The following is a 17166-nucleotide window of genomic DNA, read 5'->3' as shown; positions in this document are numbered from 1 at the left end:
CATGTGTAATTTATGTTGTCGTAAACACAAAGTACACAAAATAGGGTAGGTTTAAGCAATTGAATCTACCCTTATTTTAAAATCGTTTCTCGGACACTAGTGAATATAAATATAATCAGACCTTAAAGCTGGAGAAATTTTATGGGTAACAATGAGAATGGGAATTTTATACTTTAGGTCATCCAAAACTTGTAACATAAAACCTTCGGTTTCTTTATCCATCGCTCCGGTAAATTCATCCAAAAGCAGGCATTTGGGATTATGAAAAAGAGTTCTCGCAAATGAAACCAACTGTTTTTGACCACCGGAAAGGTTTATTCCTTCTTCACCAATTATTGTTTCTAAACCAGCAGGTAAACGATTAAAAAATTTCATCAAACCATATTCATTGCAAAAATTCACTACAGATTCAGCGTTCACTTTAGGATCAAAAAAACAAATATTCTGTAAAAGGGAACCATTAAAGATTTTAGTTTCTTGTTCTACATACCCTACACAGGATCTCCACGAAATTAGGTTTACATTTTTTATATCTGTTTTACCGTTGATTATAATTTTCCCTGATTCCAAATCATAAAATCTGAGTATCAGTTGCAACATAGTACTTTTCCCTCCTCCACTTTCTCCTAAGACACAGGTCAATCTACCTTTTTCTATTTCTAAGTTAATGTTATTCAAAAGTGATTTTCTCCCTGTAAATCGAAAATTAATATCTATCAGATGTAAACACTCAATAACATCAAATTTTTCTGATTGTATTTTAATCTTCTCATTTTCAGCAAAGCCAAACTCAAACATTCTTTCAAAGGCTATTTTAGCTTCTTGAATCTGTACATTAGACATTGCCAACTTATTCACCGAAGGAATGATCATTCCAAAAAAGGCAATCAAAGCCACCATTTCACCTAGCATCAACGCTTCACTCAGGACCATTAATGATGCCACTGAAAGTAGTATTGACATATACAAAACTCCTAAAAAATTAGAACTCAGACCCATTCCCGCTCCTAAAATCCCTAAACTGTAAACCTGATTTTGATAATTTAGGTAGATGTCACTATTCAACGCAGTAACATTTTTTTCCTTACCAAAATTTTTGATGCTTGAAATCCCTTGTATGGTATCTATATAATTACTTTCTGTCATGGCAAAAGCCTTCATCACCGACTTTTGTTTCGTGCTAAGCCTTTTGGAATATGTATACACTAATGCAAAATAAAGCGGTAGAAAAAACAAAAGCAGATAGCCCATTTGGTTTGAGTAGGAAAAAACGGCGAAGGTTGTAACTAAAATCAAAAGCAAATCAACCGAAAGATCTCCTGCAAGGTAGGTAATCGTCCGTTGAATTCTCTGGGTGTCGTTTAGTCTACTGATAAAATCTCCAGTTTTCCGGCTATCAAAGAATTCTTTTCGAAGGTTCATGAGCCTTGAATAAAAATCCAAGACGATTTTTGAATTAAACGCTGTGCTTTGCTTTACTGTGATTTTACTTCTGATATATGCTGTAATTGACTGGACCGAAAGCAAAACAAAAACAAGAATAAGTCCCAAAGTTAGTCTTTGGAAATCTGCATTGGGAAGTATTTCATCAATCAATTTCTGGGAGAAGACAGATACAGACAGACCCAAAACCGTCATAATTAAACCTAAAAACGCCATAATACCCAGTATAGGAAAGTCCTCCTTTATTATCTCATATAGCCAGCGAATCTTCTTTTTTGTGAGATTTTCCAAAAATTCAAAATCCTGATTGGGAGTTAAGGAAAGCAAAGCCATACTTTTCCAAATACTAGTTAAATAATCCTCTTCAACCCACAAAACTTCGCCTCCTGGATCAGCGATTAGAAAAAGATTATCCTTATATCCAAAATAGGTAATGTAGTGATTTCTGTTTCCATCCATTATCACATGCAAGATGGCAGGCATATTCAGATCTTTTAGATTTTTAATTTCTTTTGCCTTGAGAGGACTAGCATCGAGACCAATCTTCTTTGCTCCCTGAAAAAGCCCCAATATTGTAGTACCCTCTCTTGTAGTTCCACACACCCTCCGCAAATGTTCCAAAGAAACTTCACCACCAAAAAACTTGACAATGGTTGCCAAACAAGTTGCTCCACAATCTGTGTTACTCAACTGTTGGATATGGGATCGCCTAACTTTCTTTTCGAGATCCATCATGGACTAATTGGATAATTTTTTTGATCGCTATCATTCCTTTAAAGGCGCCTAGTAATGCACCATCATGATCGTAAACAAGTGTAGAAGGAACTGTCTCCAAATTAAAATATGTACCAAATAACAATTCCCTATCCTGAAGAAAATGTATCCTCTGCTTACCCCAAAGGTTAAATTCAGCTGCAAAAGGTTCAATATCTTCAAAATCTTCTGTGGATATAAAAATCAATTGAGCGTCTTTAAATTCCTGAAGATGCTTTTCAATAAAGTAAAATTCCTCTTTACATAAACTACAGGCTGAATTGAAATAAAAAATAACCGTAGGAGAATTAAAACGTATCAACTCCTTCTGATGAACAATATTTCCTATAGAATCATAAAAATAGAACTCAGGGATAGTTGAGATTTCTTCTAGAATTGAGGTCTTCCTCCTAATTCCATTATAAATGAGAATACTGAGTAAAAGAACAGCACTCAAAATGATCAGTATGTATATTTTCCTTGCCATCAATAAATACTCAAAGAAATGAATACCACAAAAAGTATCCAGCAAACAAGGAAAGACCCATGGTAGAAGACCACTATACGAAGCATTTGATTGAATTCTTGACCTAGTCCAAAAGCCAGACTTCCTGCCAAGGCAAACCAATACCCTATTTCAAAAACATTCAGCGCTTTGAATGGGTAATGAAACCATTTCTCTAACAAACTTGAATCAAAAAGACTGAAAAGAGATAAAGGATAGAAAGAATTAAACTCCTCCAAAGTGAAGCTTGGCTCTACAAATTCAAACCATAAGATCTTGGATAAAACAGGAAGTAAAAATACAAACTCTGCAATAACACAGGACTTAAAAACATCAGAAAAGGGATACTTCAAATTAGATAGGTAAAACCCCAGATATACTAAACTGGCAGGGATTAATATCTTAAAAAAAGTGATCACAGGGGTGATGAGATAAGTTACCCATAGCCATTTCCCTCTAAATTCAAGCATCTGTCCTATTCTGGTATAAGAATATTGCTCTGAAAAGTGTGAATAAAAAACATCATCTGTGAGAATTATAAAGTCAATATAAATAGATATAACAATGTTAATTATTATTAAAAACAATAATTTATTCATTTTTCCAAAACATTATTTAAAAATTTTATGAATACTCCTATTTAGAACTAATTCTAATAACAATCAATGAACTTGTAGGTACTCCCATATTTTGCAACCTTTGGTCCTGGAAGGATTGGCTTTAAAATTAATCTACAGCTATCTGATTGTTGAATAAAATATTTGTACGAAGCCATAATTTCTAGGTCATTGATTATCAACGTATCTTTATCAATATACCAAATTCCTTTTTTATCAATAATTGCTTCATTTCTTAAGTCTTTAAAGAAAATAGTATCTCCTTTAAAAACAAGCTCAAATTCTTTCATTGCCAAGCTATACATTTCATAAGCTCTTATATGCTGATCTGTATCCATAGCTTGAAAGGCTTGTGTGTCGAGGACCCTCTCAAAAGAAGTAAAACTTTGAATTACCCATCGAGCCTCCAAAATAGGGTCTAAGAATACAGTAAAAATCAGTAACAAGTTTAATCTCAGTGTCATATTTAAATCTATCAAAACCAAATTATTCTTCCCTTTTAAAAATCATTCTATTTCTGAATGGAACCCCATCTCGAGGATCTATTAATCTCATATGAAGCTCAGACTTATCCAATTTAGTAATTAAATATTTTTGAACACTCATTTTATGTAATTGTCCGATCACCAAGGTATCACCATTCGTCCACCATAAGCCTTTTAATTCAATAATCTCACTATTTTTATAATCAGTAAAGGTTACAGTGTCTTTTTCAAAATGATAAAATGAACCATTAAGAACTTTAGAAAAGGTATCAGCTAAAGCTTGTTGTGTCTGTTCATCTTCCATTTGAAATCTATTGGAAGTAAGAATACTTTCCATGGTTTCATTTCGGTACATTTTCCATTTTCCTATAAGAGGATCTTCATTATAATTAAATAATATATAGGCAAAAATTATAATTTTTAGCAACATAACAATTAATTGATTAGTTATTTTAAAACATTTTTTAAATAAAAGCTGACAAATTATGTCAGCTCTTATAGATTAGTTACAATTGCTGATTATGACCTTGACAGTGCTTTTCATATGAGTCTATCAATAATTGGTATAAGTCACTATCACCCTGAAATCCACCGCCACTTAGCAACAGCCAAGCATGGTCACAATAATCCGATCCTCCGACCAGATTTTCCATCTGATCTATGTTAAGTTGTTCCATAATTTATAATGGTTAAAACTGTTAGAAATAATTTACAATGATTGAAACTACATTATACATACCACTTTCCCAAATTACCTAACAGCTGAATAACAAACACTTAGATAATTTTGTACTATTCCAATAGTCAATTTCAAAATAATCTTTTAAAAATTAGTTTACCCCCCCCTGAAAAACTAAAGAATTAGTAATTGAACATGGGTTTTCCAAAATAATAAACTTTTTTTATAGTTTAGGAAAAAAAATTAGAGTGCAATTCGGCTAAATTATATTTTTTTTCAAATATTCCGACATCCATCCCAATTATCCGATAGCGTAAAATTCCAAATCAATATAACCATTTGCATTCCATCACTGATTTTTAAAAATTACTCCAGGTTATTACTTATTGAATAAATTGGTATGGAAGATTATGAGGGGATTTGGGTACTTTTGTTGAGATGCGAGAGACGAGATATTAGAGTCAAGAGCAAAGAGCACCTTAACTATGTTTATTTAGAAAAAATTTGTGAAAATTGGTGTAATTCGTGGACTAGCGCTCCGCGGTCGTTGCGCATTTCCGTGGCGCTCGTTGCGAGAAATCCAGAAGGAAACAAGGTGATTAAAAACTGTGCCTTTTCGCCCCTATCTGCCGACAGGCAAGACTGGGAGAAACCAAAAGAATCTTCGAGGTTCAGAGATCTTAAAAGTTTAAAAAAATCAATGTTCAAACCTTCGAGGTTTTGAAAACCTCAAAGGTTAACTTAAGTACTATGCAAACCATCAAACATACCCTTATCGGCCCCATTCGCCAAGCAATCACCATGGCAGGACTTCCCATGAAAGGAGCGCTTAAAGATGAACAGCTGGACATCATTTCTGAAGCAGGCATCCTGATCAAAAATGATCGCATCCATCAGATTGGGAATTACTGGGATCTATATCCCGAAGCACAGTCAATAGGGGCTGAAATGGTCAGTTTAAAAGGGGACTTTGTGGCATTGCCCGGTCTGATTGATTGCCATACGCATATCTGTTTCGGCGGTAGCCGTGCCCAAGACTATGCCATGCGGAATGCCGGAAAGTCTTATCTGGAAATCGCCAAAGCAGGCGGAGGCATCTGGGATACGGTCACCCAAACCCGGAAAGCCAAACAGGAAAAGCTGGTTCACTTGACTGTTCAGCGAGCCAACAGGCACCTCAAAGACGGTATCACCACCATTGAAGTCAAAAGTGGTTATGGACTCTCCGTAGCCGAAGAACTCAAAATGCTCCGAGCCATCCAAGAAGCCAATGAGAGCACTTATGCAGACCTGATCCCAACCTGCTTGGCAGCACATATTCCCCCCAAAGACTTCCAAGGAACCCAGCGTGATTATCTGAAAGCTATTGCTGATGAACTTTTTCCCATCCTCCAAGAAGAAGGCTTAGCCAATCGCATCGATGCCTTTATTGAGGATACAGCTTTCACTCCGGAAGATATACAATCCTACTTACACAAAGCCAAAAAAATGAGCTTCGACATCACAGTCCATGCAGACCAGTTTCATACTGGTGGTTCGCAGGTAGCCGTCAACTTCGGAGCCATCTCCGTAGACCATCTGGAAGCGAGTACTGATAAAGAAATTGCATTACTTGCTCAATCTGATACCATAGCAGTAGCCTTACCGGGAGCGTCGATGGGTTTGGGTGTAGCCTACACTCCTGCACGAAAACTACTCGATGCAGGTGCTTCCCTAGCTATCGCCTCTGATTGGAATCCTGGTTCGGCCCCAATGGGTGATTTGCTCATGCAAGCTGCTGTTTTGGGAACTTACGAGAAACTCAGTAATGCGGAAGTCTTGGCGGGCATCACTACCAGAGCCGCTGCCGCCCTGAACCTCCACGACCGCGGACAATTGAATCCGGGCATGTTGGCCGATATCGTTCTTTTCCCCACAGCCGATTATCGGGAAATTACGTATATGCAGGGGCGGTTGAAGCCGTTTAAAGTGTTTAAAAATGGAGTTGAAATAAAATGAAATATGGTGGAAATAAAGTTGAAATATAATGGAAATAACAGTGTATTAGGCAGCTGACTAAGCTTATTTAGAATAAATTGAAAAGGATTGAAATAATTTCTTAAATTAAGCCTATGAAAAACGTGAATTTGTCTAAATCAGCGATTGAGTTGCTTTGTGAAAAACATAAAGTGGAGGAGCTCTATGTTTTTGGTTCTGCTGTAACCGGTAAAATGACAGATGAATCGGATATTGATTTTTTGGTGAAATTTGTTTCGATAACTTTAACTAATTAAAAAATTAATTTTTATTTTTGTATAAACGCAATTGCACATTTTGTTCGAAAAGACCATCAGTTAAAGGTAATCTTTTTGTTAAATGATTAATTGGTTCGATGAATGGGGTATTTTTTTTACCATCATTCATTCTTAGTATTCCTTTTCCTAGCTTTCAATCTATGAACTCTTTCAAATTAATCCTTAGTACTAGTCTGTTGCTGTTTTTATTTGGAACAACCAAAGCTCAAAGTGAATCAACAACCCAAGATTTTATCATTCTTCCAAGCGGTTCAAAAGAATTTGGAAAAATAGAGTCCAAATTTGATCTACAAGATTATCCCTTTATTCGATTTACAAATATTTCCGGAACTACCAAAGAGTATACAGCCGACGAAGTTCAAGGTTTTGGGTTAGCCAATGGACGTATTTTTGTAAGTAAACCATGGCCTAACACCAACAGTCAGGCCTTCTATCAACTACTCCTTCAAGGAAGGCTCAGCCTTTTAAGGCTACAAGAACTTTTCTATGTCGACAATGGAGAAGAACTGATTCTATTGCCCAAAGCGGACAAAAAAGAGCTTTCCAATTCAAGAAAGTTCTCGATTTCTAAAAAATACCCACACATTGCTATATTAAATATTCTCACTTCGGGAAACTGTGGAGTCAAACTTCAAGAATTAATTGCTTCTACCAGGTACTTAGAGCAAGATTTTTTGGATGTCCTTAGCCGTTACCATACTTGCGAAAATATCCCTTATGACATAATAATAGATAGAATCGTCAAAAAAATCATCTCCCCCTATGTGATTGCGGGTGTAGGTCAATCTAACCAACTGTTAAATTTTAGAGATGCTGAGAGAATAGATGCTTTTGTGACGGGCATGACACCTACTTTCATCATAGGAATCAAAGGACATCAAATCCGAAACAGACCGAGATCTGGGTATGATGTCGGGTTAGGGGTTGTTTTTCAAAAATATCAAGTAAATACTGTGCAGAGCAATCCTTCCAGCCAAATCAGCGGTACTCAGGAGTTCCGTTCAATAAATCTGGTTTTACCAGCCTTCTTCAATTATACCTTAACCAAAAACCAATCAATGGAACTTTATATGGGAATTGGAACTTGGTTAGGCTATAGTTTTCTCCAAGAGGACTTTGCCGTGATGGACCATCGACAAAGTTTTTCTTCTATCATTACCTTGAAAGAGGAGACTTTTGTAGACCGAAAACGTGTCATTACCAATCCTGCTTTCAAAATAGGAACTCACCTAAAGCCTAGGGGTAAAATTGGATTCTTACTGGAATACCAAGCGACCTATTCGCCCCGCAATTTTTCTATTCCTATCGAAGACAAAATTTCTGTCTTCAGTGAAATCAACAATTCCTTTCTCATCGGCATCCGTTTTTAACCCATTGATTGTATGAAGTCCTTTTCTTATCTATTCGTACTGATTTCTCTTTGCACAGGACTGATTTCCTGTCACAATGAAGAACCTGTCCCCTTAAGTCACCCCCGGTTTTCTGTAGCCTTTGTCCAAGACATTGATGCCAACCGGGTACAATTTGCTGCCAATGTCTTTGATTACGGTTCCGAAGAAATCCTTGAATTCGGATTTGCCTTTGGAACAGATCCCAATCCAAGAAAAGGCAGCTCTGAATTTGTAAAACAAGGAGGAAAACCGGATGCTTTTTTCTCTTTAGATGCAGCCCATGGAATGAAAAATTTAGAAAAGTACTATGTAGCAGCGTATATGATTACCAAATCCAACACAGTTTATTCCGAAGGGTTTGAGTTTACCAGCCAAGGTTCAGATGGTTTTATTTTTGAAAACATAACTATTCCCGATCCACTATACTTTGGAGACACCATTACTGTATTCGGGAAAAACATCAGTCGATTACCCACCAATTATTCTATTTATATAGAAGGACAAATCGCTAATGTGATTAAAACAACTGATACATTCTTCCAATTTTTAGTACCAAAAGATATCAACTTTGAACCCTTTCAATATAGGGAGCATACTTTTCAATATAATTTTCAAATTGACGGAAAGACCTTTTACATTTCTAAACCATTCAATTTCAGAAAACCAACCTTTAAGAATTACTCCGGTCCGGGAAGCAATTTCAATCAAACCATAATACTAGAGGGTGATTATTTAGAAGATGTGAATCTGAAAATTGTTTACAAAAATGGGGAGAGTGAGTTTTCTTTACCTCTTCGGGGAATTTTCAAAGATTATATTAGATTTTTACCAGCGGCCAGATTTGATAAACCCAATCCAACGCTGGAAGTGTCGATTCGTGGGGAAAGGTATATCGTAGAAAATGGGTTTAAACTAAATCCTACCCAACTAGAGCCAAATCAATCCATCGAGGTAGGGTTAACAGAAATGTTTACAGTTCAGGTTTCTAACCTTAATCCACATGGTATTTATTTCAATAAAGCCATTGCTTCCAACCCGTTGACTCACCTAGAACTTTACGAAGACACCAACCTCTCTAATCGTGTATATGTTCATATTGAACCTGCTTTCGGTGCCCGGGTTGTATCTAGAAACATGAAAATATTTATGGAAACGTTTGGTGAGCCATCTACCCATGCAGTAGACCTCACATTCACTGATCAATTCATTCCAGTAGCTATAGTACATCCGGATTTTTTCAGCGCGCCAATAAATGGGGGAAACTCTACCACCTTAGGTGGTGTAGGCTACTTTTTCAATCAAAATAAAATCTTCACATTTGAACCTGAAACCAACAATTTCCATTTGCTTTTGACCGATAATTTTAATGGACACTTAGCAAATACTTTTGCACTAGGTGCTCCAAATGGCAGGATTTACATGGCCGGAAACAATCAAGAACAGGGCAGAACCAATATGGATTTCTTTCAATTTGATCCCATTTCCAAACGTATCAGCCGATTGGCCAACCTGCCGGTTATCCTTAATTTTCCAAAGGTAGTTTATGCCACACCCCAATATTTGTACGTGGAGGGAGGGTTTAGCCCTACCGGTACTGAATCCAGTTCACGGTGGAGATATTCAATCCAATCGAATACTTGGGCGGAACAATCCAATAAATCCATTCCAGAAAGTGTTATTAAACGGCATTTGACCTTCCAGTTCGAAGGAAAACTCTGGCTATTGGGTAGGAGCGAAACATCTGAACAAGGCTTCTTAGCAACATTTAATGAATCTACTGAAACCTGGACGACTATAAGTACTTTATCTATACCAAATCTTCCTGTAACCAATGACCTGACGGTCATTGGATCCAAAATCTATTATAATACTCGAAATCAATCTGTTGCTATTGATTTACAGACGTTTGAAGTAATAATAACTCCTATGCCTCTACACATCTCTCCTACCTTTAGACCTTTGCTTAGTGTAAGGAGTTCAGGCAAATACTATATTTTTGATAATTTTAGAAGCATACTAGAATTTGATCCAGCATATTTCTAATTTAGTTTCTAATGTATACTTCCTCTTTATCTCACGAAGCATATTTCTACCTTGTTTCCGGATAAAAACCCAAAATAACTAAACTTTCAAAAATGACATTCAGAGAATATATAACCCAAGGCATCCCCTCCACCCTACCTTCAAAAAAACAGCCTAACCCTGATTTTTCACATGCGCCCAAGCGTAAGGATATCTTGAGTGTGGAGGAAAAAAAGTTGGCGGTGAGGAATGCCCTGAGATATTTCCCGAAGGCTTGGCATGCGGAATTGGCAAAGGAGTTTTTTGAAGAATTACAGGAATATGGAAGGATCTATATGTACCGGTTTATACCGGACTATGAGATGTATGCAAGGCCGATTTCGGAATATCCTGCCAAAAGCCAACAGGCAGCTGCCATCATGCTCATGATCCAAAACAACCTGGACCCAGCTGTGGCCCAACATCCGCAGGAACTGATTACCTACGGGGGAAACGGGGCCGTATTCCAAAACTGGGCCCAGTACCTGCTCACCATGCAATACTTATCCGAAATGACAGATGAGCAAACCCTCCACATGTACTCTGGTCATCCCATGGGCCTTTTCCCTTCATCCAAGGATGCGCCAAGGGTTGTGGTGACTAACGGCATGATGATCCCGAACTATTCCAAGCCGGATGATTGGGAGAAATACAATGCACTCGGCGTCACCCAGTATGGACAGATGACCGCAGGTTCGTATATGTACATTGGCCCCCAAGGGATTGTGCACGGCACGACCATCACGGTGATGAATGCCTTCAGAAAAAAATTAGGGGTAGCCGTCAACCCCAAAGGAAAGGTTTTCCTGACCGCAGGTTTGGGAGGCATGTCAGGCGCCCAACCCAAAGCAGGGAGTATCGCAGGCTGCATCACGGTCTGTGCAGAAGTTAACCCCAAAGCCGCTCACAAAAGACATGAACAAGGCTGGGTGGATGAACTGCTGGATGATTTGGATGGATTGGTTGCAAGAGTAAGAAAGGCCCAAGTAAACGAAGAGGTGGTATCCATCGCTTATTTAGGAAATATAGTGGATGTATGGGAGAAGTTTGACGAGGAAAATATCACCGTAGAACTCGGTTCGGATCAGACCTCCCTTCACAATCCATGGGCGGGCGGGTATTATCCTGTGGGTTTGAGTTTCGAAGAAGCCAACATCATGATGGCCAATGACCCGGATACTTTTAAAATAAAAGTTCAAGATTCACTCCGTCGACACGCTGCTACTGTAAATAAACATGTGGCCAAAGGAACTTACTTTTTCGACTACGGCAATGCGTTTCTATTAGAAGCATCCCGTGCCGGGGCTGAGGTAATGGCCGAAAATGGTATTGATTTCCGCTATCCTTCCTATGTGCAGGATATTTTGGGACCCATGTGTTTTGATTATGGTTTTGGCCCGTTCCGTTGGGTATGTACTTCTGGCAAAGCGGAAGACCTAGAGAAAACCGATCACATAGCACTGGAAGTCATGAGGGAGATTAAAGCTTCAGCCCCTATCGAAATCCAACAACAGATGCAGGACAATATTCAATGGATAGAAGAAGCTGGTAAAAATAAGCTGGTAGTGGGTTCACAGGCACGTATCCTCTACGCCGATGCAGAAGGTCGGATCAAAATCGCAGAAGCCTTCAACAAAGCCGTAAAGTCAGGAGAACTCTCTGCTCCCATTGTTTTGGGAAGGGATCATCATGATGTCAGCGGCACAGACTCCCCTTTCCGGGAAACGAGCAATATCTACGATGGTAGCAAGTTTACTGCCGACATGGCTATTCACAATGTAATCGGTGACAGTTTTCGTGGTGCAACATGGGTTTCCATCCACAATGGAGGCGGTGTAGGCTGGGGTGAAGTAATGAATGGAGGTTTTGGAATGCTACTCGATGGTACCGAAGAAGCCAATCGCAGACTCCAATCCATGTTGTTCTATGACGTCAACAACGGCATTTCCCGCAGGGCCTGGGCCAGAAACGAGGAGGCCTTGTTTGCGATCAAACGGGAAATGGAAAGGACTCCAGGATTAAAGGTTACGCTACCGGAGATGGTGGATGAGGATTTGTTGGAATATTAAAAAAAGACTAAATTACCTAAAAACTATACCCATGTTAACAAAGTCACAAGTAAAGAAACAGTTGGATAATCTTCCTGAAGTTATGCCAAAAATCAAAAAGTAAGCCTTTCAAGTCTAATCGAAGACTATTTACATAGCTTAACTCAAAGACAAGAAAAAGATAGAAAGATTAGTCATCTGGTTGAAAGTCTAACTGGAGTGATTCAGAACTCGGATGAAAACAAAGATAAAGAGGAGTGTTATGACTATTTAGAAAAGAAATACTCCTAATGGAAAGGCTTTTTGTAGACACCAACATTGTGCTAGACCTTCTTCAAAATCGAGAAGATTTTTTTAAAGACGCACAAGAACTTTTTATCTTAGCAGATGAAGGCAGAGTGGAATTATACATATTATTCCTGGAACTAATTAAGGCCTTAATTTTTGTGCTTTCATCAAAATTTACTAAATTTTAAGGCTCTATTTCTTAAAACCTTCACCATGAGACAATCATCTACAATAATTCTTTTGGCTACACTTGTGATGTTAAGTTGCAATCAGCCCGAAAAATTCAACCCTACGATCATCATTGCAGGTACACTTTCAAACAGCAATGACAAAGAAATTACGGTCTATTTGGAACAAGAAATTGCCAAAACGACGATATCAGAGGATGGCAATTTCAGAATTACATTTGAAGCAGAGGAATCCGAATATTATTACATCAGCACAGGAGAGGAAGCCTTCTCCCTTTTTCTAAGTCCTGGGGATAGCATTTTTGTGGAGGCAAGCTTGGAATCATTGGACGACACATTCAAACTTCATGGAGACCTTGCAGCAGAAAACACCTACCTTTTCGAAAAGGACAAATACTCCAAAGAGAGCGGTATAAATAATCCTATTGAGCTTATGGCACTGAACAAGGATGCGTATTTTACCAAAAAGGATGAATTTTTTAGCAAGCTCTCATCAACATTGGATGTTTTAAAAACGGAAGAAACTGTAAACAAAAAATTTATCAAACTAGAGGAGGCATTTATTAGCTATCAACCGCTGTACATGGACAACCAATATCCCATGTACCACGCCTACATCAGGAAAATTCCACGTGATTCTGTTGACTTCCCTATGGATGAAGTGAAAGAAAAACTCCGTCAGCTTGACCTCTCACGCGAAGATTTACTCAAATCAGGGGTTTATAAATCTCTCATTGACAGCAGAATCAATGAAGAAGTCAGCCAATTAATGAAGCAAGACTCCACCCTGAAAGGCAGCGAGGAAGGTTATGAGAAAGCTAGATTTATAGCCATGGATAATTTACTCAAAAATCAAGCTATTAAAGACCAACTGCTTTTTGATTTCATCAAATCCAATCTTGAATATAGAGGGCCCGTGCATGTAAAGTCTTCGCTTGAAAAGTTTGAAGTAGAAAATCAAAGTCCCAAACTCCTAGCCAAACTCGATGAAATCAAGCAAAAATGGGAACCGATTATGCCCGGAAAGGAAGTTCCTGACTTCAATTTTGTGAACATCGAAGGTGAACCTGTCAAGCTAAGTGACCTCAAAGGAAACCTTGTTTACATCGATATATGGGCCACTTGGTGCGGACCATGCATCGCGGAACACCCGCATTGGGATAAAATGAAAGAGGAATACAAGGATAAGTCTATTTCTTTTCTGACAGTATCCATAGACAATAGCAAAGAACCTTGGGAAAAAATGGTCAACGCCAAGAATATGGAAGGCTTGCAGTGGTTTGCAGAAAATGCCTGGAAATCTGACATTGCCCAACACTTTATGGTCAATGCTATTCCAAGATTCTTATTATTGGACAAAGAAGGAAATGTAATTGATCCCTCAGCAGATAGACCATCTGGAAAAATCAGAGAAATGGTGGATAAATACCTGTAAGTAAAACTTGAGTTGCCATTTGAAATACTTCAGGGTTTTTTTAGCTTATGATTGTTCTTTTCATTAAAAGCGTATATTTTACACTTGAAATTACCGCTTGAAAGAAAAAGCGGTTTAGTCAAGAATCTCAATAAACCTAACCTTCAAACCTATGAACACCAGAAGAAAATTTTTGCAAAAAAGCCTACTGGCCACCGCAGGCCTAAGCATGCCTACCTTAGTGACAGCAGAAGAATTTTTCAGAAGCTATGGCCGCATACCAGCCAGTGACCAATTGAATGTGGGAGTCATTGGCTGTAAAGGCATGGGCTGGTCCAATATGAGTGCCTTGTTGAAAAATCCAGCGGTTAACTGCATTGCCTTGGCTGATATTGATCAGCAAGTATTGGATCAACGCTCAGGAGACGTAGTAAAAGCAAGAGGCAAGAAACCTACCCTGTATAAGGATTATCGCAAAATGTTGGAAAATAAGGACATTGATGTGGTCGTCATTGGCACGCCAGACCATTGGCATTGTCTAAACCTCATCGATAGCTTGGAAGCAGGCAAGCATGCTTATGTAGAAAAACCTCTTGCCAATTCCATTGAAGAGTGTCAACTCATGGTAAAGGCCACTGAGAAATATGGGAAAATGGTACAAGTTGGGCAGTGGCAACGCAGTGGCTCTCAATACAGCCAAGCCATCGATTTTGTCAAGTCTGGTCAATTGGGGAATATTCGACTCGTCAAATGCTGGGCCTATCAAGGCTGGATGAAGCCTGTTCCGATCAAAAATGACAGCGCTATCCCTGCAGGAGTCGACTATAATATGTGGCTAGGCCCTGCCCCCAAGCGTGCTTTCAATGAAAATCGCTTTCATTTCAATTTCCGTTGGTTTTGGGATTATGCAGGTGGATTAATGACTGATTGGGGTGTTCATGAACTAGATATTGCCCTCTTTGCGATGGGCGCATCCGCTCCTAAGTCAGTAATGGCTTCCGGTGGTAAACTCGCCTACCCAGATGATGCTTCCGAAACTCCCGATACCCTGCAAGCTGTCTATGAATACGATGGTTTCAATCTTCTATGGGAACATGCCACAGGTATTGATGGTGGAAATTATGGCTATGGAGAAGGCATTGCATTTATCGGTAACAACGCCACATTGGTTGTCAATAGAGGGGGCTGGGAGGTTATTTCTGAAAAAGATAATGGAGTAGCTCGAACAGAAGCTATTCAAAAAGTGAGACCCGAAGGCAATGCTTTGGAAAATCATATGGCAAACTTTGTACAAGCGATCAAAAGCAATGATGCTTCTCTCTTAAATTGTGGTGTAGAAACAGGAAGTATAGCTGCCATTAATGCGCACATGGGCAACATTGCCTTTAAGACAGGTCAGAAAATTTATTGGGATCAGGAAAAATCCTTATTCACCAATACCGAAGCCAACACACTAATTAAGGCTGAGTATCATAATGGATGGAAGCTACCTCAATTGTAGCTTTCTCGCACATTTTCAATTATTGGATAAATTATAAAAACAAAACTTCTACCAATAAAATTGTATGACCATACTGAGGAGTTCATTGCTCCTCTCCCAGATAAGCGGTCTAGGAATATCTTAGTTTTTAAGCCCCTCTTCTATTTACTTATATTTCTTATATGGTTAAAAAAAGGAACCCAATAAGGGATGTAAGCGCATAGAAGTTTTTATTTAATACAACTCTAATAAAATCCCAATACTGATTCTTACATCAGTTGCTCGCTCCAAATAAGGCCTGTCAAATGCATTGATGACAAGCTGATTTCCCCGAAAGATTCCTGAACCAACCGCTCCTGTAAGATATACTCGGTGAATTTGAGGCTCATGAAAGAGCCGATATTTGACTCCAATATTCCCATAAAAATGCTGATAATCCAGCAAAAAGCGTTGAGGACTTTCTCCATGCACCACCACTAGTGCACCATACCCTATATCTGTTCGAACTTGAAGTTTTTCAACAATAGGAATATCATAAAAAATAAATATCCCCGAATCCCGAAAGCGCGTACGTTCAAAGAATCCCCCAAGAAACTGATTATCCAAAATCCTGGCTCCTTGAGCACCTGCATATAGGCCAATCCCTGGATAGCCTTCAAAACCAAATGTCATTTTAAGTTGATAACCAGGGTTGATTTGATAGGTATCAGCCAGATAGCTTCCACTGATAAAATTTCTATAAATCCCATCCACAGCAAAACCAAACAAGACAGCAGGTTTCCTTTGGTTAGTTTCTGTAGTCTGAGCATGTAAAACTTGACCTGTCAAGCAAATACAAACGCTTAAGAAAAGTAAAAAACGCTTCATGGTCTCAGTAATTGGATTAATCCTACATTGACCACCCCATCTGCACTCCTCTGTCCATCACTTACAGGGTAAATAGATTGGGTAAACTCTTGGTCAAATTGTTCAAATAGAAGTAAATTAGGTTCCGATACTTTAATTCCATAAAAAGCATCAAAATTCCTTCTTGGTACAACAAATCTAAATTCCCCAAGCGCATTTGTTCGCTGTTCGTAAATTATTCGATCGAATTTCGATTCCTCTTCACTGTTCCACCAATCAGGATTTTCTACAAAAAACAATTCCACGCCAGCAAGGGGCCTTCCATCCGCATCCACAATCGCACCCAAAAACGTGGTGAAGTTATTGTTTTCAAACTCCTTACAAGCGGTTATAAAAACTCCTAGCAAAACCACGATAAAAGATACTCTCAACCGATTCACCATTATCAAAACAATTAAAATCGACTAAATATACTGTTTAAAATCAATATTCACCAATCCCAACCAAAAAGCTTCAAAATTTGCCCGTATCTTTTCAGAAAAGTTGTTAGTATGAGGCTTTAAAAAAATTAATTAGCACAAAACACCCTGCTATCATTCTGATTAAAAGCATTTTAATCTATCTTGAAAAAAAATTTCAGAATTTTTAACATTCCCATGCAACCTTCTTTCCAA

The 17166-nt window shown here is 38.4% G+C and carries 15 protein-coding genes and 1 pseudogene; 8 read left to right on the top strand and 8 right to left on the bottom strand.

Going from position 1 to position 17166, the window contains the following annotated elements; genetic code table 11:
* Positions 1–96 precede the first annotated feature (96 nt).
* The 6 genes from IE080_RS17560 to IE080_RS17535 all read right to left on the bottom strand — a co-directional run bounded on the left by IE080_RS17560 (position 97) and on the right by IE080_RS17535 (position 4480).
* Entirely contained in the window at positions 97–2178 is a 2082-nt protein-coding gene (locus IE080_RS17560) for a peptidase domain-containing ABC transporter (RefSeq protein WP_189585869.1), read from the bottom strand.
* Positions 2153–2683 (bottom strand): TlpA family protein disulfide reductase, encoded by a 531-nt coding sequence (locus IE080_RS17555; RefSeq protein ID WP_189585866.1) that lies wholly within the window; start codon positions 2681–2683, stop codon positions 2153–2155. The genes IE080_RS17560 and IE080_RS17555 overlap by 26 nt, the downstream gene beginning before the upstream one ends.
* Complete coding sequence (locus IE080_RS17550; protein WP_229800716.1) at positions 2683–3171, bottom strand: hypothetical protein; 489 nt, start codon at positions 3169–3171, stop codon at positions 2683–2685. Before IE080_RS17550 ends, IE080_RS17555 begins: the two co-directional genes overlap by 1 nt.
* Before the next feature lie 182 nt (positions 3172–3353).
* Entirely contained in the window at positions 3354–3656 is a 303-nt protein-coding gene (locus IE080_RS17545; RefSeq protein ID WP_189585862.1) for a hypothetical protein, read from the bottom strand.
* 148 nt (positions 3657–3804) lie between these two features.
* Positions 3805–4233 (bottom strand): hypothetical protein, encoded by a 429-nt coding sequence (locus IE080_RS17540; RefSeq protein WP_189585858.1) that lies wholly within the window; start codon positions 4231–4233, stop codon positions 3805–3807.
* 76 nt (positions 4234–4309) lie between these two features.
* A complete protein-coding gene (locus IE080_RS17535) occupies positions 4310–4480 on the bottom strand; it encodes a hypothetical protein (protein ID WP_189585855.1) in 171 nt (56 codons plus the stop codon).
* A 752-nt stretch (positions 4481–5232) separates the two neighbouring features.
* Between IE080_RS17535 and hutI the strand changes: the two genes are divergently transcribed.
* The 8 genes and pseudogenes from hutI to IE080_RS17500 all read left to right on the top strand — a co-directional run bounded on the left by hutI (position 5233) and on the right by IE080_RS17500 (position 15667).
* A complete protein-coding gene (hutI, locus tag IE080_RS17530; RefSeq protein ID WP_189585852.1) occupies positions 5233–6480 on the top strand; it encodes an imidazolonepropionase in 1248 nt (415 codons plus the stop codon).
* 113 nt (positions 6481–6593) lie between these two features.
* The gene (locus tag IE080_RS17525; protein WP_189585849.1) at positions 6594–6755 is read left to right on the top strand and encodes a nucleotidyltransferase family protein; all 162 of its coding nucleotides are present in this window, start codon (positions 6594–6596) and stop codon (positions 6753–6755) included.
* A 161-nt stretch (positions 6756–6916) separates the two neighbouring features.
* A complete protein-coding gene (locus IE080_RS17520) occupies positions 6917–8146 on the top strand; it encodes a hypothetical protein (RefSeq protein WP_189585846.1) in 1230 nt (409 codons plus the stop codon).
* A 12-nt stretch (positions 8147–8158) separates the two neighbouring features.
* Positions 8159–10210 carry a Kelch repeat-containing protein gene (locus IE080_RS17515; RefSeq protein WP_189585843.1) on the top strand — a complete coding sequence of 684 codons (2052 nt, stop codon included), beginning with the start codon at positions 8159–8161 and terminating at the stop codon, positions 10208–10210.
* Positions 10211–10302: 92 nt separating this feature from the next.
* Positions 10303–12297, top strand: a complete 1995-nt coding sequence (gene hutU / locus IE080_RS17510; protein WP_189585841.1) for a urocanate hydratase — start codon at positions 10303–10305, stop codon at positions 12295–12297.
* Positions 12298–12387: 90 nt separating this feature from the next.
* Positions 12388–12567, top strand: a pseudogene (locus IE080_RS19560) (DUF6364 family protein); the annotation flags it as partial.
* 210 nt (positions 12568–12777) lie between these two features.
* Entirely contained in the window at positions 12778–14187 is a 1410-nt protein-coding gene (locus tag IE080_RS17505) for a TlpA family protein disulfide reductase (RefSeq protein ID WP_189585838.1), read from the top strand.
* 151 nt (positions 14188–14338) lie between these two features.
* Positions 14339–15667: a Gfo/Idh/MocA family protein gene (locus IE080_RS17500; RefSeq protein WP_189585835.1), complete on the top strand. Its 1329-nt coding sequence runs from the start codon at positions 14339–14341 to the stop codon at positions 15665–15667.
* Between the two features lie 213 nt (positions 15668–15880).
* Here the strand turns inward: IE080_RS17500 and IE080_RS17495 are convergent, their stop codons facing one another.
* Positions 15881–16513 carry a hypothetical protein gene (locus IE080_RS17495; protein ID WP_189585833.1) on the bottom strand — a complete coding sequence of 211 codons (633 nt, stop codon included), beginning with the start codon at positions 16511–16513 and terminating at the stop codon, positions 15881–15883.
* Entirely contained in the window at positions 16510–16935 is a 426-nt protein-coding gene (locus tag IE080_RS17490; RefSeq protein WP_189585830.1) for a hypothetical protein, read from the bottom strand. Before IE080_RS17490 ends, IE080_RS17495 begins: the two co-directional genes overlap by 4 nt.
* Positions 16936–17166: the final 231 nt, after the last annotated feature.

It is taken from the genome of Mongoliitalea lutea, from assembly GCF_014652135.1.
GTDB lineage: Bacteria > Bacteroidota > Bacteroidia > Cytophagales > Cyclobacteriaceae > Mongoliitalea > Mongoliitalea lutea.
The sequence above is the reverse complement of the archived record's forward strand: the minus strand, read 5'-3'. Positions and strand labels throughout refer to the sequence as shown.